The following is an 18,861-nucleotide window of genomic DNA, read 5'->3' as shown; positions in this document are numbered from 1 at the left end:
GCTAAGCTAATCAGGAATGATAATTCCAATTCACAGGCGATGGGAGAACAATACAAAAGTTTGCATTGTGCCGGTCACGGCTTCTCTCGTCATGATTGGAAAAACAAAAAAGGACTCAGGCATACACCTGAGTCCTTTTGTTTTGGTAGGCCGTGCGGGATTCGAACCTGCGACCAACGGATTAAAAGTCCGCTGCTCTACCAGCTGAGCTAACGACCCAAAACTTGCTAAAAAAATTAAAGACTTACATGACATAAGTCTTTTTTGTATTCGTGGTAGGCCGTGCGGGATTCGAACCTGCGACCAACGGATTAAAAGTCCGCTGCTCTACCAGCTGAGCTAACGACCCGAAAGACCGAAATTATATGGTGTTTTCAGGCCGCTGTCAATGGCATGAACAGGATTAAATCCTTGTCAGACTTACTTCGCCGATGTCATGCGGTTCTTCGCTGCATGCGCCGCTTCGCTTTCAGGATATTGCGCAATCAGGCTTTCCAGCGTCTTCTTAGCCGCGTTTTTATCTTTCATCTCAGTCTGGCAACCAGCAATATTTAACAATGCATCAGGTGCCTTGGGGTGATCCGGATACACTTTCACCAGTTGTTGCATAGCCACAATCGTGTTCTTACAATCACGCTGTGCATAGTATGAATTGCCCATCCAGTACTGAGCCGAACCAGCAAAGGCTGACTGCGGATACGCCACCAGAAAACTGCTGAACGATGTCACTGAATTTTTATAATCACCGGCCTTAAATAAACTGAGCGCATTGTCGTAAGCGCGCTGTTCATTTGGCTCTACCGTTGCCTCTTTGCCGTCGACCGTCAGGCGCTTAGGCTCAATCTTACGCAGGCGATTATCCAGATCGACATAAAAATCCTGCTGGCGACGCTGGGTATTGGCGATGTCATTCGCCAACACTTCCACCTGTCCGCGCAACTTAGCGATCTCAGCACGCAGCTGTTCATTTTCATTAGCCAGATCCAAGGCCGTACCTTTGTCAGCTTTGGTATCGAGTTTATTATCCAGACGAAGATTTACTGCATCTACTTTAGAGCGTAAATCCAGAATCGCTTTACGCGCTTCATCGTCATCAAAAATTCCTGCCGATGCCAGCGAAGGGATCAGGGCAGTGGAAAAAGCCGCTGACAGAGCAGCCATGGCAAAAGAACGACGAATAGAGGTCAATTTCATAGCAATCAAAAATAGAATGAAAGACGCCGGATATCCTGAGTGAGGAATCCGGCGTCAAATAAGCTCAAAAGACCGCCAAGGGCACTTTTAAACTACGCTGCTATTACTGATAAACGATATCAGCACGGCGGTTTTCTGCCCAAGCTGCTTCATCGTGGCCTTCTGCTTTTGGTTTTTCTTTACCCAAAGACACTGCCTCGATTTGCGCTTCAGAAACACCCAACAGACTCATAGATTTACGAACAGCTTCAGCACGTTTCTGACCCAGAGCCAGATTGTATTCGCTGCCGCCACGTTCATCCGTATTACCCTGGATCAGGATCTTACGGCCTTTGTTTGTGCTCAGATATTTGGAGTGCGCTTCAACGACAGATTTGTAATCGTCTTTAACGACATAGCTATCGAAGTCGAAATAAACGCTACGCTTCGCCAATACACCTTTTGGATCGTTCAAAGGATCGACAGAACCAGTATCAACTGTTTTAACAGCATTTGGGTCAGCCGGAGTCTGAGTTGTTGCAACTGGTTTTTCTTCGATTTTTGCTTTGTCTTCGAGTGGTACTTTAGAAGCACAGGCAGTCATCAGAACAACGCTGGAAACCAGCATAGCCAGAGTTTTGGATTGGGATGTGAAGCGCATTTTCTCTCCTGATTAAAAAAAAGTGATTACAACTTATTTCATGAAAGGACCCCAGGTGGGCTCCCGAATATCTCCGGCTTGCACCGTCAATTTTTGCTTAACTTTACCATCGACAGAAACCACTGCCAAAGCACCACGTCGCCCAGATTCGGTTGCGTACATGATGTAGCGACCATTTGGCGAAAAACTTGGGGATTCGTCTTTACTTGTATCTGACAGTCTTTGTTCCTGACCACTGACTAAATCAAGCGCATACAACTGAAACTTACCTTCGCGGCGCGAGATATAAGCTAAAGTGCGACCATCCGGTGAGATCCGCGGCGTTATATTATAACTCCCGCTGAAAGTCACGCGCTTGGCTTCTCCACCGTTACTGTTCATACGATAGATCTGCGGGCCGCCGCTGCGGTCACTCAGGAAGTAAATTGACTGGCCATCGGCTGAAAACTGTGGCTCGGTATCAATGCCACTACTACTGGTCAGACGTTGCAAACCAGACCCGTCCGCATTGACGGAATAAATCTGCGTCAAACCATCACGTGACAGTGCGATTGCTAACTTTGAGCCATCCGGAGACCACGCTGGTGCCGAATTGCTGCCTTTGTAATTCGCAATCACCTTACGTTCACCGGTCATCAGATTCTGCACCCAGATCACGGGTTTTTTCGCTTCAAACGACACATAGGCAACCTTAGTACCATCAGCCGACCACGATGGTGAAATAATCGGTTCATTGGAACGCAATGCCACACGGACACCTTCGCCGTCAGCGTCAGCAACTTCAAGTCGATACTCGCGCCCGGCCTTGGTCACATAAGCAATACGCGTCGAGAATGCACCGCGCACGCCGGTCAGTTTTTCATAAATATCATCCGCAATCTTATGTGCTGTCTTGCGTGTATTTTCAGGTGTTGCCGCAACAGAGAAGCCAGATAAGGAGGCCGATTTCATCGTATCGAGCAACTTGTAGCGGACATCAAAACGACCATCTGCAAGACGCTGCACACTGCCGACCACCAGCGCTTCGGCGCCGCGCTTTTTCCACTCATCAAAATTAACCGGACTGGTTTCAGTGATGACCGCACCAGCCTCGATAATTTTGAAATAACCGCTGCGATTCAGATCGTCTTTAATGATGCTGGTGATTTGCTGCGGCGTCATAGCCTCATCCGCAAATGCGGCAATCGCCACCGGAATCTGACTTGATCCCACACCCGCAATTTCAATACGCAACTGCGCACTGGCTGGCGCAATCAACATGCTGCCAGTCGCGGAGGCGAGCGCGACACGAACAATAATTTTTTTCAAAAAAGACATCATTAACTATCACTCTTCCTTCATTTTGTATGCAAAATCCAGGGTTCCGGGCACCTGACCATTTTTATCTTTAGGAAAGGGAGCGGATTTTTCTATTCCTTTTGCTACCGCATCGTCAAACGCCAGATTACCGGACGACTTCAGTTTTTTAATCGCGCCGCGCAGAGAGCCATCGGGAATCAGCTCAATTCTATACTCAACTGTCGGATTACCAGCCACTGCATCAACGCCACTGTAAATGGTATTTGAGCGAACTTTAGCGGCAATTTTTGCCATATAGCTTGGATCACCCCGGTTATTTCCGGTTGATTTTGCGGCAGTACCTGTTCCACCGCTACCAGTCACACCCGCTTGCGCTGACAAACGTTGCATATTTTCTTTAAACAGCTTGTCGCTGGCGGCTTTGTCTTTCGCCTGTTGCGCTTTTTGATCCGCTAATTTTTGTTTCTCTGCTTTTTCTTTGTCGCGTTCTTTTTCTTTGTCTTTTTCTTTCTGGCGCTCTTTTTCCTGTTCGCGTTCTTTTTCGCGTAATTTTTCACGCTCTTTGTCTTTTTTCGCCTGCAACTCCTGCTCTGCCTGACGCTTTTCCTCTGCCAGCGCACGCTGATGTTCTTCGGCTTTTTTCTTTTCTGCGAGCAGGCGTTTTTTCTCTTGCTGCAAAGCGATCTCAGGATCTTCCTTTGGCAAGTCGGCTTTTACTACGGGAGGTGGTGGGGGAATGTCTTTTAATTTGACAGGTTCTGGCTCTGGCGGTGGTGCCGGGGGGATTTCTACAGCAACCGGTGCAGCTTCGCGCGTCGTCATATCCCATACTTCAGCTTCGACTGCTGTTGACTCTTTATTTTGCCAACTCACACCGATCCACAAAAAACCTAATAATAAAACATGGACGAGCGCCGCCAGAACGACCGGACGCCAGTTACCTGCCTGAGATTGGTGAAGGTTGCCTGGATAAGCTGAAATAGAAACTTGATTCATAACCTTTTATGATTCGCCTGCAACGGATTAGTTCCGATGAGCCCGAAATTTTGGTGGCGAAAGATTAATTTGATACAGCACATAGTGAAATTATAAACCTCTCCATGAAATTCGCCGTATTTTTTGCAAAATTCAGGAATTTACTAAGAAATACAGTCGTTCTTTGACGCTGTCCTATAAAAAAAGCGAAGCATCTCGCTCCGCTTTTCTTATTTTCACCGATAAAATTCATCACTCCTGATGATAACGGGTCACGCGTTCAACTTCGTTTTTAGAACCCAGGAAAACAGCGACACGCTGATGCAAAGCTGTCGGCTGAACGTCAAGCATCCGTTGTTTGCCATCCGTCGACGCGCCACCGGCTTGTTCAACGATAAATGACATAGGATTCGCTTCGTACATCAGACGCAACTTACCTGGCTTCTCAGTATCGCGTTTATCAGCCGGATACATGAAAATGCCACCGCGACACAAGATGCGATGCACATCGGTCACCATAGAAGCAATCCAACGCATATTGAAATCTTTTTCACGCGGACCAGTCACACCTGCCAGCATTTCATCGACATAGCGCGTAACTGGCGGGTACCAGTGACGTGAATTCGATGTGTTTATGGCGAATTCCTTGGTATCCGCAGGAATCTGCATATTCCTTTGTGTCAGCACCCAGGAACCCATTTCACGATCCAGCGTGAAGCAATTAACACCATTGCCAGTTGTCAGCACCAGCACAGTCTGCGGGCCATATACCGCATATCCGGCTGCAACCTGCTTGCTGCCCGGTTGCAGAAAATCCTGTTCGGTTGGTGCGGCCATTCCTTCCGGTGCCTTCAGGACTGAAAAAATCGTCCCAATAGAAACATTCACATCGATATTGCTGGAGCCATCTAGCGGATCGAATAACAGCATGTATTCGCCCATAGGATAACGATTCGGGATCGGGTGTATGGTTTCCATTTCTTCGGATGCCATTGCGGCCAGATGACCACCCCATTCATTTGCTTCGAGCAAAATCTCGTTAGATAAAATATCCAGTTTCTTTTGTACTTCACCTTGAATGTTCTCGCTGCCGGCGCTGCCCAAAACCTCACCGAGCGCACCTTTACCAACCGCATGACTGATGGTTTTACAAGCGCGGGCGACGACTTCAATCAGTAAGCGTAACTCTGCGGGAATAGAATTATTCAGACGCTGCTCTTCAACCAGATACTGGGTCAGACTGACACGTTTCATGATGTTCCTTATGTTAAAAACTCAAATTCAATAATCAAATGGCTAAGCAAACATGCGGGTGCTGGCTGCTTTCTGGCCCGCGACCCGCAGATTTCCTATGTGGCGACAAACGCGAAAGACAAACTTATGCGGCCAGTGCTTTGCTGACGACTTCAGCGACATCCTTGGATAATTTCTTCGTCGCCGACACTTTTTGCAAAGCTGCTTTCATCTGTGCTTGCAAACCAACCGGATATTTTTTCCATCTGTCGAGGCTACGTGCAAGACGGGCAGCCACCTGCGGGTTAATCTTATTCAGCGCAATCACCAATTCAGCCCACAACGCATAACCACTGCCATCTGGCGCGTGGAACTGCGATGGGTTTGCGTTGCAGAAGTTAAATACCAGACTGCGCGCGCGATTCGGATTCGTTAAGGTGAAGGCCGGATGCTGCATTAATTCTCTTACTTTTTCCACGTCTGTTGTATGTGCTGTTGCCTGCAACATGAACCACTTGTCGATCACCAGATCTTCTTTCTTGAAATCTTTGAAGAAGCGGCGCAGCGCTTTCTCTGATTTTTTCTTCTGCTTTTCAGTACCATTGAAGTTTGTCAGTGCAGCCAATGCCGCCAGACGATCCGTCATGTTTGCAGCTTCTTTGAATTGCACATACCCCAGATCGAAAGTGCTTTCATCTGCCCATTCGAGTAAGTATGAAAGTGCCAAATTTTTCAGACTACGTTTCGCCATCGATACAGCATCAGGACGGTATTTACCCGGTGTCTGATGGGTTTCATAGACATGCAGTAAATCTGCTTTCAAATGACGGGTGATCGTCGCACGGACAAACTGACGAGCGGTATGTATCGCTTGCGGATCGACCACATCAAATGCTTCTGCAATCATCGCTTCGGATGGCAACGTCAGCATGAGCTCACGGAATGCAGGATCAAGAGACTCGTCGTTCAGTGTGTTGCGCAATGCATTGATGAACCAGTCATCGATCGAGAGTTCTTCACCTGCCTGCAGCGCTTTCGTCAATTTAACCAGACGGCGGGTGGCAAGGCGCTGCCCTGCTTCCCAGCGGTTAAACGGATCACTGTCATTCGCCAACAACAATCCCAGCTCTTCATCGGTGTAATCAATATCCAGCACAACTGGCGCCGAGAAGTTACGCAACAAGGATGGCACAGGCTCGCTGGTGACTTTATTAAACCGGAAGGTTTGCGATGCGGCAGTCAGTTCGATGACCAGATTCGTAGCACCCGCCTGGGCCGGGTAGTCATCGCAATACAAGGGAATATCTTTTCCGTCTGCGTCAAGCAAACCCATCGCAACAGGAATATGAAACGGTAATTTTTTTTCCTGACCCGGAGTGGTCGGACAAGACTGCGTCAGCTTGATATCGTAAGTCTGTGCTTCGGCATCATACGCCGTCACCACGCTGACACGCGGAGTACCGGCCTGACTGTACCAACGCTCGAACTGAGTCAGATCACGCCCGCTGGAATCTGCCATCGCGGCACGGAAATCATCGCACTCAACCGCCTGACCATCGTGGCGTTCAACGTACAGATCCATTCCTTTACGGAAGTCATCATGCCCGAGCAAAGTGTAGTACATACGAACAACTTCGGCACCTTTTTCGTAAATCGTCACCGTATAAAAATTATTGATCTCAACGAAGGAATCTGGTCGTACCGGATGCGCCATAGGGCCAGCGTCTTCGGAGAACTGCACCTGCCGCAGCACACGTACATCCTCGATACGTTTAACAGCGCGCCCGGTAGTCGTGCCGACCAGATCGGCAGAAAATTCCTGATCACGGAACACAGTCAGACCTTCTTTTAAAGACAACTGGAACCAGTCGCGGCAAGTCACCCGGTTACCGGTCCAGTTGTGGAAATATTCATGCCCCACCACGGATTCGATACCGGCATAATCAATGTCGGTGGCGATGCTGGAATTCGCCAATACATATTTTGTATTAAAAATATTCAGGCCCTTGTTTTCCATCGCGCCCATATTGAAATCACCAGTGGCGACGATCATGAAGCGGTCGAGATCGAGTTCCAGCCCGAAACGTTCTTCGTCCCAGCGTATGCTCTTTTTCAACGAGTCCATGGCGTGCTGGGTTTTATCGAGGTTACCTTCTTCCACCCAGACTTGCAGTAATGCTTTACGCCCTGATTTCAGTTTGAATTTTTCTTCCTGACAAACCAGAGTTCCGGCAACCAAAGCAAACAGATACGAAGGTTTTTTAAACGGATCTTCCCACTTCGCAAAATGACGTCCGTCATCAAGATCGCCTTCATCAATCAGATTGCCATTACTCAGTAATACCGGGAATTTCTTTTTATCGGCGCGCAGCATGACCGTATATTTCGCCATGACATCAGGACGATCAGGGAACCAGGTAATTTTGCGAAAACCTTCGGCCTCACACTGTGTGATGAGATTTCCTTTGGATGCGTACAAACCAGACAGGGAAGTATTTTTCGAAGGTTGTATCTGCGTTGTGATTTCCAATGTCACCTCATCCGGTGCATTTGGAATGCGCAACGTCTCACCATCAATCTGATAATCAGCTTTCTTCAGCTTCACGCCGTTCAAACGCAATTGCACTAATTTCAGGGACTCGCCGGACAGCACCAGATCTTTTTCCGTACTCGCGTGATTGCGGCGCATAACCATACGGTTAGCGACCAGGGTAGATTTGAGACCCAGATCAAAACCCATTTCTACAGTATCAACCCAGTAACCCGGGGCGACGTAGTCTTGACGAAGTATGGCTTGAGGAGTGATGACGGTATCGTTACGCATGGCCTTGGAATCTCGCGAAAATAGTATAAATCAAAGTCTTATGAACTTTGTGAGACCACCATTTTACCAAGACAAAAAGCACAACACCTTAAACCAGAGAAAGATAGTGCAATAAATACAGAATGACATCTGCTTATTGCCAGTCGTGAACGCATCAATTTATTGAAAACCGCGGATCTGAATTGCCGTTATTAACTGCCTGAGCACGGCGTTTTCATATACAAATCAATACAAAAATTTCTGCAACGATGCTGAATGATCGCTATCATGAAACTATCTTAAGATTTGGAGTAAAGCCATGAAAAGTTTCTTATCCTGGATCATCATCTTCATCAGTACATTGCTGACAGGGTGTGCCAGCACGTTCACCAGCCAGGTCAGTGTGTTTCACGAATGGCCGGGAAACAAACAAGCGACATCGTATATCGTCGAAAGATCGCCGTCTCAGGAAAACAATCCAGAATACAAATTGTATGAAGAGGAACTCAGACAACAACTAGGTTTGCACGGTTTTCAGGAAATCACCGCGGGAGTAACGCCTGCATTAAAAATCGGCATGCAGTACGGAACGAGCCTAGGTGAAATTCAGGTGTCTGCGCCATGGGCTCCGGCAATGTATGACCCATTCTGGCAAATGCATTTCAGTCGCGGCTATCGCTTTTCGCCTTACTCGCCGTATTATTTCGGCAGCCCGTACTACATGAGCAGAAACCTTGATTTCAGTGTCCGGCGTTACTATCTGCATCGACTGGAAATCAACATCAGCGACTTTCAAAGCGGAAAAAAACTGGCGGACATTAAAGTCAGCACGGAACAATTGAATCAGCAAATCTCTGAACAGATGCCTTATCTGATAGAAAGTGCCTTGCAGGGTTTTCCGGGTATCAATGGCAGCACAAGAAATGTAGAACTGCCATTAAAAAAATAAGCGCATCAGTTTAATTCGGTGGATCGCGCAAAGCCTCAACCAGTGCACGATCCACGATTGACTCAGCAGAAACAATCGTGGCATCACCATTCCGCAACTGCGCCAGCAATTCTTCGCGAGATATAGAAAACGAATCGTGTCCCTGACGGTTTGTAAAAATATAGCGGGTCCGTTTCGGACTCACCCATGCCAGTTTGAAGCGATTAGTAACACCTGCAGTGGTCGTGAAATCAAACCAGACACCACGCTCTAATCCTTCGACCATTTTTCCCCACTCGTCCACTTCCTGTTCATTCTGATCGACGAAATGACGGTTCAGTCTTTTTTCACTCGCACGTTGCGCAATATTGACGGCGATTTCCAGTTGACGGCGTGGTGACAACTCTAAAGGAGCCCGGGCAATAGCAGCGTGGCGCTCGGCCAATTTGGAAAAAAATAAAACCCGATCCGGCTCATCCCATTTGATCGCATTCAACCAGGCGTTCAGCAAAGTCAGCATTGCAGGAAGCTTACTGACCAATTCTTTGCGTTCTTCGGATGTATTTTTCGGCTTCAGACTCCAGATCAGATCATCCATCGTCCGCAACGCATTTTCAAGTGCGTTTGGCTTTTCTTCTTTTACATTGTGCGCAATGGTCAGAATCCGTATCCACTGCTTACGCAAAAACTCTTCAACAAACCCGGCAACTTCTCCAGTGTCGGTACGAATCGCGACGTCATTTTCGGCAAATTCGCGCGCCAGACGCATTTTTTCCTGCTTCAGCGCTTGTTCTACCGGCTCCGAAATTGCCTGTTCGGTCTGCGCCTCTTCACTTTTAAGAAATGCCTCCAGATCAGCAACCACATCAGAAAACAACTCGATCTGCTGATCAAAATCCTGCTGAACCCGATCAACGATGCCTTCTATCATCTGATACAAAGGATCTTCACTGGTTGCATCATTCCCCAGCAGCACGCTGGATTTTGCGAGGGTATCAATCAATACTCTCGCAGGGTGATTTTCTTTAAAAAAGAAATCTTTATCGAGCAAAGCAACCTTCAGAGTCGGTATCTGCAGCTGTCCGATCAGGCTTTTAATTTCTTCCGGAATACTGTCGTCACTGAACACATAATCGAAGATTCTGGCCAGCAGTTCTATCGTATTCTGATCAATATGGGTTAATTCGCCCGCAGAAGCTTCTTGTGTTAAACGACGCAGGTGCGATCGGTCTTCCGGCTGCACCAACTGATTTTGCTGAATCTGCTTTTGCATCCCAGTCAGATAATCAAAGAACTGACGATCTATCGTTACCGTATCCACCGCCCCACCAGCGCCCGCAGGCAACCATGATTGAAGGGGGCCTGACTGACCAGCACCATCTTGCGCAACCGCACCAACACCGCCTGACTGATTTCGCTCTTTAGACGCCTGAGGATAGAAAATATTTCTTAATTTATTTTGCAGATAAGGATCGCGTGAATCAAGATCCTCACTCTTCAACGGGGCATGCCGTTTTTTGTTTTCCCGCTTCACGGCATCCGTATCGACGACGATACCGCGCTCAGCCAACGCATCATTCAATCCCTGATAAACAGAACTTAAATTCAGAAATAAATCCGGTTGCATGATCCGTATAATCAGATGCGGCGTCACTGTCGTTGATTCCAGCTCCATCCAGGCCTGCAACACCGCATTGACAAAGATCTCTGGGCGAAAAGGATTTTGCGACACAGTAATTGGCGTACGTTTCATCACCAGGCCGATACGGCAATTCAGCTCCACCAATTTTTCTGCGCTGTTTACCTCCAGCGATTTCGTCAGATTATTGGTCAGAACTTTATTTTCCATTTCCTCGAAAGTGACGAGAGAAATATCCTTGATGTCGTGATTGTCTTTGAGCCGTTTGCGCGTATTAATCGCGCCGACTTCTTTCATCAGCATCGTTGAAATCTGCGACGCCAACAAACGGTAAAAAGTGGTCTGGTTGCGCTTCAGTAACTGACAAGCCTGAAAACTGTTGGCGGCCTCTTCCGGCTGTAATGTCTGGTCAGAAATTTTAAATAAGGCATCCGTTAATCGCGATGTAAATGCCTCTAGTTGCGACGAAACAAGATTGGTGGCAACAGGTACCAGACTTTGCAACATCAGCAAACGACTCGAACTCGAAAACTCACTGACTTTGGCGGTGTTTAAAGGAACAGTATCCATAATTCGAGACTCGGTGTATGAAAAGATCGAAACGTCATTCAGGTAAGCAAGCGGTTCATCATGAAGAGATTTTCCGGTGCACTTAATTCGTGTAGTAAGCCTCAGTCGCCAGCGTAATCAGCACGATCAACATGACGGCAGCAAACAAAACCAGCAGCAGACGTCCAAACTTCGGACGCCCGTCATCTGCCGGTGGTCTTTCTTTTTCTTTCGGAAGCATAGTTAATCGCCCTATGGAATCAATAAACTCGACCCTGTTGTTCTGCGTGCTTCCAGATCCTGATGTGCATGGGCAACTTCACTCAAGGGATAACGCTGGCGGATGTCGATTTTAACTTTTCCGCTTTCAACCATCGTAAACAAATGTGACGCCATCTGTTCCAGATCAACTCTGTTTGCGGTGTAATTCATCAAACTCGGCCGGGTAATGAACAAAGAACCCCTTGAGGCAAGCTCACTCAGCGAAAACGCAGGGACAGGGCCCGAAGCATTACCAAAACTGACCATCATTCCAAGCGGAGCAAGACAATCCAGAGAGCCGGTGAACGTATCCTTGCCGATAGAATCATAAACGACCGAGACACCTTTGCCTTCCGTAATTTCCCTTACGCGTTCGACAAAGTTTTCCTTATTGTAATTAATAACATGAGCGCATCCATGCGCTTTTGCCAGCGCCGCTTTTTCGTCTGACCCTACGGTTCCTATCATATTGACACCAATTGCGCGCGCCCACTGGCAGGCAATCAAGCCCACTCCCCCCGCGGCGGCATGAAAGAGTATGGTTTCCCCGCCCTTAAGTGGATAGGTACGGTGAAACAGGTACTGCACCGTCAGTCCCTGCAACATCATTGCCGCCGCAGTCTCAAACGAAATACTGTCAGGCAGGCGAACCAATTGTGCAGCCGGCATGACCCGCGCCTCTGAATATGCGCCTAAAGGCCGGCCTGCATACGCAACCCTGTCGCCGACAACAACATGAAGCACACCATCACCGACCGCTTCAACGACGCCAGCGGCTTCCATACCTAAGCCTGCGGGAAGAGCTTGAGGATATAAACCGGTACGAAAATAAACATCGATATAGTTGAGGCCACATGCCTTATGCCGGATAAATACTTCGCCCGGCCCCGGCTTACCCAACTCAACATCCACGTATTCCATTACTTCGGGACCACCTACACTGCGCATCCTGATTGCTTTGACCATATTTGCTCCTACATTTTTTTTCTGGTTAACAAATACATCCCGCCCACCACTAACACCGTACCAGCTATCTGCCAGCCGGTAATCGGCTCAGCGAGAAAAAAAGCGCCAAGGAACAAGGTGGAGACCGGACCTATCATCCCCGCTTGTGAAGCAGTCGCCGCGCCTATACGCTGCACTGCAATCATTGTCATAAACACGGGCAATACCGTACAAAATATCGCATTAATGACGGACAAAAAATAGACCGGAGCTGGCTGCAGTAACATGGAAGCTGGACGCAACGCAAAGAACTGGCCTATGCAGGCAACGCTGGATACGCACATCGCATAAGAAACCAGCCGCAAAGAACCCAGTTGACGCACCATTTGCCCAGACTGAATCAGATAAACAGCATAAGAAACAGCCGCGCCCAGTACCATCGCTGAGCCCAGCAATACGTCTTTCCCACCAAACTCAAGATCGTGTAAAAACACCAGGACGATACCAAAATAACTGACAACCAAAGCCGCCCATTCCAACATCGAGACTTTCCGGCGATACCATACCGCCGACATCAGCAGAACAAATGAAGGGGTGAGAAACAGTATCAAACGTTCCAACCCGGCAGTGATGTACTGCAAGCCCAGAAAATCTAAAAATGAGGAAAGGTAATAGCCAACCAATCCCAACCCAACCAAGCGCCACCGGTCTGAAACAGACAAAGGAGATGAATTCCTCATTTGCCAGACGGCGATCGCCGCAAAAAGCGGCAACGAGAAAGCCATGCGAAAAGTAATCAGAGTGACTGCATCAACCTGATACCGGTATATGAGCTTGGCAACGATGGCTTTGGTTGAAAACAGAATGGCGCCGGCAATGGCTATGGCGAGTCCACCAAGATAATGCTGCCGCGTATGAGAGTTCGGTTGTTGTGAATGCATACCGGAATTGTAAGGCCATCTGACGAAATAAGAGGAAAACTGAGAAATGAGAACACCTCATTTACTGCAGAACAGACTGGAATAGCCTCAATCGCAAATAATTAGTACACGTTTATTGTAGGCAACTTGCAACATCCGGCCAAAAACGCAATGTGCGGTAGGCATCATTTTTTTGCAAACGCGTCATCAAAATGGCGAAAAAGCGAGGTCATGCATCGCATGCGGAAGACATATCCGGAAACCGCGACAATACAACAACGGGCGAAAAACCTCGGACCAACAAGGCTGTGCGTACACAAGGTTCAACGTCACCACTTCTTGCCATAACGGGGCTGCTTTGAAGGATTATTCAGACGGATGATTAGTGTGTCTATAAGCCTATCGGACTGTTGATTTCGCCATTTTCCACCATGCCAGTATGATAAAATGCGCGTCTTCAATATCAAACTAAGCCAGGCAAAACCGCTGACCAGATGGCTCAGCAATTGCCAATTCAGGAAAGAGCGACCATGGCAGGACATAGTAAATGGGCCAATATCAAGCATAAAAAAGCGGCTACCGATGCAAAACGCGGCAAAATCTGGACGCGTCTGATTAAAGAAATTACCGTGGCAGCGCGTATGGGCGGAGAAGACGTCGATTCCAACCCACGTCTGCGCCTTGCCGTTGATAAAGCTGCAGATGCCAATATGCCGAAAGAAAACGTCACGCGCGCGATACAACGCGGTGCTGGGACTCTGGAAGGCGCAAACTATGAAGAAGTTCGCTACGAAGGCTACGGCATTGGTGGTGCAGCACTGATCGTTGATTGTATGACCGACAACCGCGTCCGCACGGTTGCCGAGGTACGTCATGCGTTCAATAAATACGGCGGGAACATGGGCACAGAAGGTTCTGTTGCTTTCATGTTTAAACACTGCGGCCAGATGTTATTTGCGCCAGGAACAAATGAAGATGCGTTGATGGAAGCCGCGCTTGAGGCAGGTGCAGATGATGTGGTTACCGATGAAGAAGGTGGTATCGAAGTATTATGCGCGCCATTTGATCTGTCAGATATACGCGCAGCACTCGAAGCTGCTGGTTTCAAACCGGAAGTTGCCGAAGTCACGATGAAACCTGCGACAGAAACAGTCTTTACCGGTGAAGATGCGGCCAAAATGCAGAAATTGCTGGATGCACTTGAAAATCTGGACGACGTACAAGAAGTTTATACCAACGCCATCGTAGAAGAATAATATGAAAATTCTGGTTGTCGGCTCTGGTGGCCGCGAACACGCTCTTGCCTGGAAACTTGCTCAATCTGAGCGGGTACAGACAATTTTCGTTGCCCCTGGTAACGGTGGAACTGCAACGGACATTCGTCTCAAAAATATCGACATCACTGATCCCTCCGCACTTGCTGATTTTGTTCAGCAAGAGCAGATTGAACTGACCGTCGTTGGCCCGGAAGTTCCGCTGGCAGCAGGCATTGTGAATATTTTCCGCGACCGTGGTCTGAAGATTTTTGGTCCATCGAAAGAAGCTGCGCAACTGGAAAGCTCAAAAGACTTTGCTAAAGCATTTATGCATCGTCATCAGATTCCAACCGCCGAATATCAGACTTTCTCTGACGTTCAGGCAGCGCACGATTACATCTCTGCCAAAGGCGCACCTATCGTCATCAAGGCGGATGGTCTCGCTGCGGGCAAAGGTGTAGTGGTGGCGATGAGCCTGGATGAAGCACATGCGGCTGTTGACATGATGCTGTCCGACAACAAGCTCGGTGACGCAGGCGCACGCGTCGTCATTGAAGAATTTTTAGCCGGTGAAGAAGCCAGTTTCATCGTCATGGTGGACGGTAAAAATATTTTGCCGTTGGCAACCAGCCAGGATCATAAACGCTTGCTGGATAACGATGAAGGCCCGAATACCGGCGGTATGGGTGCATACTCTCCTGCACCGATTGTCACTCCACAGTTACATGCCCGCGTGATGCGCGAGATCATTGTGCCGACAGTACAGGGCATGGCAAAAGACGGCATCGTATTCACCGGCTTTCTGTACGCTGGGTTGATGATTGATGAGCACGGCACACCGAAGACACTGGAATTTAATTGCCGCATGGGTGACCCTGAAACTCAGCCTATCATGGCGCGCTTGAAAACCGATCTGGTCAGTGTGATGGAACATGCGGTCAACGGCACGCTGGACACCGTAGAACTTGAGTGGGACAGACGCACAGCGATGGGTGTCGTGATGGCCGCCGCCGGTTACCCCGATGCACCACGTAAAGGTGACAAAATTACGGGTATTCCAACAGAAACGCCTGACAGTGTTACATTTCATGCTGGCACCGTGCTGAACGACAAGGTACTCAGTACCAATGGCGGCAGGGTTTTGTGCGTGGTCGGCCTTGGCGACACAGTCAAACTTGCGCAAAAACATGCCTACGATGTTGTTGAAAAAATTCATTTTGACGGTGCTCAATACCGTCGCGATATCGGCTGGCGCGCGCTAAACCGCAAGCACTGACAAGCACTATAGGTGCTTCCGAGAGAGCATTCTCTGCGCAAAAATAAATGGGTTGGACTATGTCCAACCCGTCTTGCTTTTTGAAGATCACCCTGATCACCATAATAATGACCGATACACAAGCCGTTAAAAATTATTTACTGTCATTGCAAGCGAATATCGTTGCCTCGCTTGAGGCTGCCGATGGACATCAGTTTATCAGTGACAGTTGGGAACGCCCTGATGGTGGCGGCGGCATTTCCCGCGTGATCGAAGAAGGTCATGTTTTTGAACGGGGCGGGGTAAATTTTTCCCATGTCATGGGCAACAATTTACCGCCGTCAGCAGCAGCCAGCCGCCCGGAACTGGCAGGCAGAAAATGGGAAGCAATGGGTGTCTCACTCGTCTTACATCCACGCAATCCCTATGCGCCAACTGTACATATGAATGTGCGTTTTTTCACCACCCATGCGGAAGGTAAAGATGCGGTCTGGTGGTTTGGCGGCGGCATGGATCTGACACCGTATTACGGTTTCGAAGAGGATGCACGCCATTTTCATCAAACCTGCAAAGACGCACTGAGCCCGTTTGGCAGTGATTTGCATCCGCGTTTTAAAAAGTGGTGTGATGAGTATTTTTATTTAAAACACCGCAAGGAAGCGCGTGGTGTCGGCGGCATTTTTTACGATGATTTCAACGAATTAGATTTTGCGCAGAGTTTTGCGATGACCAAAGCAGTCGGTGACGCTTTCATCCCTGCCTACCTGCCAGTTCTTGAAAAACGCAAAGAACTCTCCTACAGTGAGCGGGAGCGGGATTTCCAGGCATATCGTCGTGGGCGCTACGTGGAGTTTAATCTCGTGTTTGATCGTGGCACACATTTTGGTCTGCAATCAGGAGGGCGGACGGAATCCATTCTGATGTCTATGCCCCCTGTCGTAAAATGGCGCTACAACTGGGCTCCGGAAACTGATAGTGCCGAGGCTCAATTAACAAATTATTTTCTGGTGCACAGGGAATGGGTTTAAGCAGTAAAAATCCTTATTGCGCCTTGGTTCTGGGTGGCAGTTTTGATCCTGTCCATACTGGCCATATCGCACTGGCAAAGCATTTGTGCGATGTACTTAAACCGGATGAATTACGCATTATCCCAGCCGGACAACCGTGGCAAAAATCCGCTCTGACGGCTACATCAGAGCAAAGAGTCAGTATGCTGAAGCTGGCTTTTGAAGAATGGTCAGGCTGCAAGCTGATCATTGATGAGCAGGAAATACGACGCGCAGAAGCCCATATCGCCAGTTACACCATAGAAACGCTACGCGAACTGCGAACAGAACTGGGGGCGCAAGCCTCTATCTGTTTTGCCATGGGAGCAGATCAATTGCTGAATCTGCACACATGGCATCAGTGGAAAGACTTATTCGGCGTCGCGCATTTATGTGCTGCAAGTCGTCCCGGATTCGATATCAGCCTCGCCTGCCCTGAAGTGACGAAAGAGTGGCAGGAAAGAATGATAAGCCCAGAAGAAATGCGTGCCAGTGCTGCCGGAGGAACTTATCTGGACTCAAGTCTGGCCATTGATGTATCCGCGACCCAACTGCGTAAAGAATTAAAACAGCATAACCCGACAATCAGATTGCTAGTCACTCACAAGGTGCTAGACTACATACAACAACATTCAATTTATCAAAATAATGGATATTAAAAAATTACAAACACTGGTCATTGATGCTCTCGAAGATGTGAAAGCACAAGACATACAATTGTTTGACACTATGCACCTGACCAGTCTGTTTGACCGTGTTCTGGTTGCATCAGGAACGTCGAATCGTCAGACCAAGGCATTGGCCGCATCCGTCCGCGATAAGGTCAAAGAAAATGGCGGCACGGTCATCAGCGTCGAAGGTGAAACCACCGGTGAATGGGTACTGGTCGATCTGGGCGACATGGTTGTGCACATCATGCAACCAGCGATCCGCGCTTACTATCGTCTGGAAGAAATCTGGGGCGACAAACCTGTCAAACTCGGCGCAGCAAAACGCACGGCAAAACCTGCAGCATCAGCAACATCCTCTGACGATGCAGAAAAGCCAAAACGTGTCCGCAAAACAGCAGGTAAAGCAGCACCTCTGGAAGTAACGCACGACATGATGGCGATTCAGACCACGATCGACGATGAGAAAAAACCAGCGCGCAAACCACGCGTGGCGAAAACAGTGGATGGCGACGCGAAACCTGCACGCAAACCTGCTGCCCGCAAAGCAGTCGATGGCAGCACAGTGAAAGCACCAAAAGTTCCGACTGGTGGCCGTATTAAAGTCGCTGCGACTAAAGCAGCCGTGGCATCGGCAAAAGAAGCTGCTGCCAAACGTCCTGCCCGTAAAAAAACAGCCGAGTAATCTGCGCTGTTCTGAATTACCAAATGGCTGCCTTGCGCAGCCATTTGTTTGCGCCAGACCTTTAGCTCATTTCAGTTTTTTAAAAAATATTATGCAACTCATCATCGCCGCAGTTGGTCATAAAATGCCAGACTGGATAGAAATGGCATTTCAGGAATACGCCAAACGGATGCCACCTGAATGCCGGATACACTTGAAAGAAATCAAGCCCGTAGAACGTTCTGGCAGCAAAACGGCGGAAACGGTCATGGCGTTAGAGCGCACAAAAATCGAAGCCGTCATTCCCAAAAATGCGCGCGTCATCGCATTAGATGAACGCGGTAAAGACTGGACCAGCGTCGCCCTTTCACAGAATCTGAGCCTATGGCAACAGGATGGGCGGGACGTGGTTTTTGTCATCGGTGGTGCAGATGGTCTGGATGCAGAATTCAAAGCAAAAGCGGACACGCTGATCAGAATTTCAAGTCTGACGTTGCCGCACGGCATGGTCAGAGTCGTGTTGGCAGAGCAGTTGTATCGCGCCTGGTCCATCACGCAAAATCATCCTTATCACCGCGTATAAATT

At 48.5% G+C, this 18,861-nt stretch carries 17 protein-coding genes and 2 tRNA genes; 7 read left to right on the top strand and 12 right to left on the bottom strand.

From position 1 onward, the window contains the following. Window positions 1-143: 143 nt before the first annotated feature. The 8 genes from H8K26_RS12245 to pepN form a co-directional block, all read right to left on the bottom strand. Window positions 144-219, bottom strand: a tRNA-Lys gene (locus tag H8K26_RS12245). A gap of 54 nt (window positions 220-273) precedes the next feature. Beyond that, window positions 274-349, bottom strand: a tRNA-Lys gene (locus tag H8K26_RS12240). 71 nt (window positions 350-420) lie between these two features. Beyond that, the gene (gene ybgF / locus H8K26_RS12235) at window positions 421-1,194 is read right to left on the bottom strand and encodes a tol-pal system protein YbgF (protein WP_186885096.1); all 774 of its coding nucleotides are present in this window, start codon (window positions 1,192-1,194) and stop codon (window positions 421-423) included. A 103-nt stretch (window positions 1,195-1,297) separates the two neighbouring features. Beyond that, the gene (pal, locus tag H8K26_RS12230; RefSeq protein ID WP_186885095.1) at window positions 1,298-1,834 is read right to left on the bottom strand and encodes a peptidoglycan-associated lipoprotein Pal; all 537 of its coding nucleotides are present in this window, start codon (window positions 1,832-1,834) and stop codon (window positions 1,298-1,300) included. A gap of 33 nt (window positions 1,835-1,867) precedes the next feature. Continuing rightward, window positions 1,868-3,094, bottom strand: coding sequence for a Tol-Pal system beta propeller repeat protein TolB (gene tolB / locus H8K26_RS12225; RefSeq protein WP_223827021.1), 1,227 nt, complete (start codon window positions 3,092-3,094; stop codon window positions 1,868-1,870). Between the two features lie 66 nt (window positions 3,095-3,160). Further along, on the bottom strand, window positions 3,161-4,129 hold the full coding sequence (gene tolA, locus H8K26_RS12220; protein ID WP_190479877.1) for a cell envelope integrity protein TolA: 969 nt from the start codon (window positions 4,127-4,129) through the stop codon (window positions 3,161-3,163). A gap of 231 nt (window positions 4,130-4,360) precedes the next feature. Beyond that, window positions 4,361-5,362 (bottom strand): class 1 fructose-bisphosphatase, encoded by a 1,002-nt coding sequence (locus H8K26_RS12215; protein ID WP_186885092.1) that lies wholly within the window; start codon window positions 5,360-5,362, stop codon window positions 4,361-4,363. Between the two features lie 124 nt (window positions 5,363-5,486). Further along, window positions 5,487-8,165 carry an aminopeptidase N gene (pepN, locus tag H8K26_RS12210; protein WP_190479875.1) on the bottom strand — a complete coding sequence of 893 codons (2,679 nt, stop codon included), beginning with the start codon at window positions 8,163-8,165 and terminating at the stop codon, window positions 5,487-5,489. A 298-nt stretch (window positions 8,166-8,463) separates the two neighbouring features. Between pepN and H8K26_RS12205 the strand changes: the two genes are divergently transcribed. Then, on the top strand, window positions 8,464-9,093 hold the full coding sequence (locus tag H8K26_RS12205; protein ID WP_190479874.1) for a DUF4136 domain-containing protein: 630 nt from the start codon (window positions 8,464-8,466) through the stop codon (window positions 9,091-9,093). 10 nt (window positions 9,094-9,103) lie between these two features. Here the strand turns inward: H8K26_RS12205 and H8K26_RS12200 are convergent, their stop codons facing one another. From H8K26_RS12200 to H8K26_RS12185, 4 genes are all read right to left on the bottom strand, one after another. Further along, a complete protein-coding gene (locus H8K26_RS12200; protein ID WP_190479872.1) occupies window positions 9,104-11,281 on the bottom strand; it encodes a DUF1631 family protein in 2,178 nt (725 codons plus the stop codon). An 82-nt stretch (window positions 11,282-11,363) separates the two neighbouring features. Further along, window positions 11,364-11,501, bottom strand: coding sequence for a hypothetical protein (locus H8K26_RS12195; RefSeq protein WP_190479870.1), 138 nt, complete (start codon window positions 11,499-11,501; stop codon window positions 11,364-11,366). 11 nt (window positions 11,502-11,512) lie between these two features. Continuing rightward, window positions 11,513-12,487: a quinone oxidoreductase family protein gene (locus H8K26_RS12190; RefSeq protein ID WP_190479868.1), complete on the bottom strand. Its 975-nt coding sequence runs from the start codon at window positions 12,485-12,487 to the stop codon at window positions 11,513-11,515. 8 nt (window positions 12,488-12,495) lie between these two features. Next, window positions 12,496-13,407 (bottom strand): DMT family transporter, encoded by a 912-nt coding sequence (locus H8K26_RS12185; RefSeq protein ID WP_190479866.1) that lies wholly within the window; start codon window positions 13,405-13,407, stop codon window positions 12,496-12,498. Between the two features lie 509 nt (window positions 13,408-13,916). Between H8K26_RS12185 and H8K26_RS12180 the strand changes: the two genes are divergently transcribed. The 6 genes from H8K26_RS12180 to rlmH all read left to right on the top strand — a co-directional run bounded on the left by H8K26_RS12180 (window position 13,917) and on the right by rlmH (window position 18,858). Beyond that, complete coding sequence (locus tag H8K26_RS12180; RefSeq protein ID WP_186897913.1) at window positions 13,917-14,642, top strand: YebC/PmpR family DNA-binding transcriptional regulator; 726 nt, start codon at window positions 13,917-13,919, stop codon at window positions 14,640-14,642. 1 nt (window position 14,643) lies between these two features. Continuing rightward, window positions 14,644-15,918 carry a phosphoribosylamine--glycine ligase gene (purD, locus tag H8K26_RS12175; protein WP_186897912.1) on the top strand — a complete coding sequence of 425 codons (1,275 nt, stop codon included), beginning with the start codon at window positions 14,644-14,646 and terminating at the stop codon, window positions 15,916-15,918. Window positions 15,919-16,025: 107 nt separating this feature from the next. After that, entirely contained in the window at window positions 16,026-16,925 is a 900-nt protein-coding gene (hemF, locus tag H8K26_RS12170) for an oxygen-dependent coproporphyrinogen oxidase (RefSeq protein WP_190479865.1), read from the top strand. Then, on the top strand, window positions 16,916-17,602 hold the full coding sequence (locus H8K26_RS12165; RefSeq protein WP_190479862.1) for a nicotinate-nucleotide adenylyltransferase: 687 nt from the start codon (window positions 16,916-16,918) through the stop codon (window positions 17,600-17,602). Before hemF ends, H8K26_RS12165 begins: the two co-directional genes overlap by 10 nt. Then, window positions 17,592-18,296: a ribosome silencing factor gene (gene rsfS, locus H8K26_RS12160; RefSeq protein WP_190479861.1), complete on the top strand. Its 705-nt coding sequence runs from the start codon at window positions 17,592-17,594 to the stop codon at window positions 18,294-18,296. The genes H8K26_RS12165 and rsfS overlap by 11 nt, the downstream gene beginning before the upstream one ends. A 91-nt stretch (window positions 18,297-18,387) precedes the next feature. Next, on the top strand, window positions 18,388-18,858 hold the full coding sequence (gene rlmH, locus H8K26_RS12155) for a 23S rRNA (pseudouridine(1915)-N(3))-methyltransferase RlmH (RefSeq protein WP_190479857.1): 471 nt from the start codon (window positions 18,388-18,390) through the stop codon (window positions 18,856-18,858). The last annotated feature ends 3 nt before the right edge of the window (window positions 18,859-18,861 follow it).

This window comes from Cognatundibacterium aquatile (assembly GCF_014699135.1).
GTDB classification, from domain to species: domain Bacteria; phylum Pseudomonadota; class Gammaproteobacteria; order Burkholderiales; family Burkholderiaceae_D; genus Undibacterium; species Undibacterium aquatile.
The sequence above is the reverse complement of the archived record's forward strand: the minus strand, read 5'-3'. Positions and strand labels throughout refer to the sequence as shown.

What these genes read in the sequence shown, in the direction of transcription:
- ybgF (WP_186885096.1), bottom strand. Translation starts at nt 1,194, where the DNA reads ATGAAATTGACCTCTATTCGTCGTTCTTTTGCCATGGCTGCTCTGTCA.
- pal (WP_186885095.1), bottom strand. Translation starts at nt 1,834, where the DNA reads ATGCGCTTCACATCCCAATCCAAAACTCTGGCTATGCTGGTTTCCAGC.
- tolB (WP_223827021.1), bottom strand. Translation starts at nt 3,094, where the DNA reads ATGTTGATTGCGCCAGCCAGTGCGCAGTTGCGTATTGAAATTGCGGGT.
- tolA (WP_190479877.1), bottom strand. Translation starts at nt 4,129, where the DNA reads ATGAATCAAGTTTCTATTTCAGCTTATCCAGGCAACCTTCACCAATCT.
- H8K26_RS12215 (WP_186885092.1), bottom strand. Translation starts at nt 5,362, where the DNA reads ATGAAACGTGTCAGTCTGACCCAGTATCTGGTTGAAGAGCAGCGTCTG.
- pepN (WP_190479875.1), bottom strand. Translation starts at nt 8,165, where the DNA reads ATGCGTAACGATACCGTCATCACTCCTCAAGCCATACTTCGTCAAGAC.
- H8K26_RS12205 (WP_190479874.1), top strand. Translation starts at nt 8,464, where the DNA reads ATGAAAAGTTTCTTATCCTGGATCATCATCTTCATCAGTACATTGCTG.
- H8K26_RS12200 (WP_190479872.1), bottom strand. Translation starts at nt 11,281, where the DNA reads ATGGATACTGTTCCTTTAAACACCGCCAAAGTCAGTGAGTTTTCGAGT.
- H8K26_RS12195 (WP_190479870.1), bottom strand. Translation starts at nt 11,501, where the DNA reads ATGCTTCCGAAAGAAAAAGAAAGACCACCGGCAGATGACGGGCGTCCG.
- H8K26_RS12190 (WP_190479868.1), bottom strand. Translation starts at nt 12,487, where the DNA reads ATGGTCAAAGCAATCAGGATGCGCAGTGTAGGTGGTCCCGAAGTAATG.
- H8K26_RS12185 (WP_190479866.1), bottom strand. Translation starts at nt 13,407, where the DNA reads ATGCATTCACAACAACCGAACTCTCATACGCGGCAGCATTATCTTGGT.
- H8K26_RS12180 (WP_186897913.1), top strand. Translation starts at nt 13,917, where the DNA reads ATGGCAGGACATAGTAAATGGGCCAATATCAAGCATAAAAAAGCGGCT.
- purD (WP_186897912.1), top strand. Translation starts at nt 14,644, where the DNA reads ATGAAAATTCTGGTTGTCGGCTCTGGTGGCCGCGAACACGCTCTTGCC.
- hemF (WP_190479865.1), top strand. Translation starts at nt 16,026, where the DNA reads ATGACCGATACACAAGCCGTTAAAAATTATTTACTGTCATTGCAAGCG.
- H8K26_RS12165 (WP_190479862.1), top strand. Translation starts at nt 16,916, where the DNA reads ATGGGTTTAAGCAGTAAAAATCCTTATTGCGCCTTGGTTCTGGGTGGC.
- rsfS (WP_190479861.1), top strand. Translation starts at nt 17,592, where the DNA reads ATGGATATTAAAAAATTACAAACACTGGTCATTGATGCTCTCGAAGAT.
- rlmH (WP_190479857.1), top strand. Translation starts at nt 18,388, where the DNA reads ATGCAACTCATCATCGCCGCAGTTGGTCATAAAATGCCAGACTGGATA.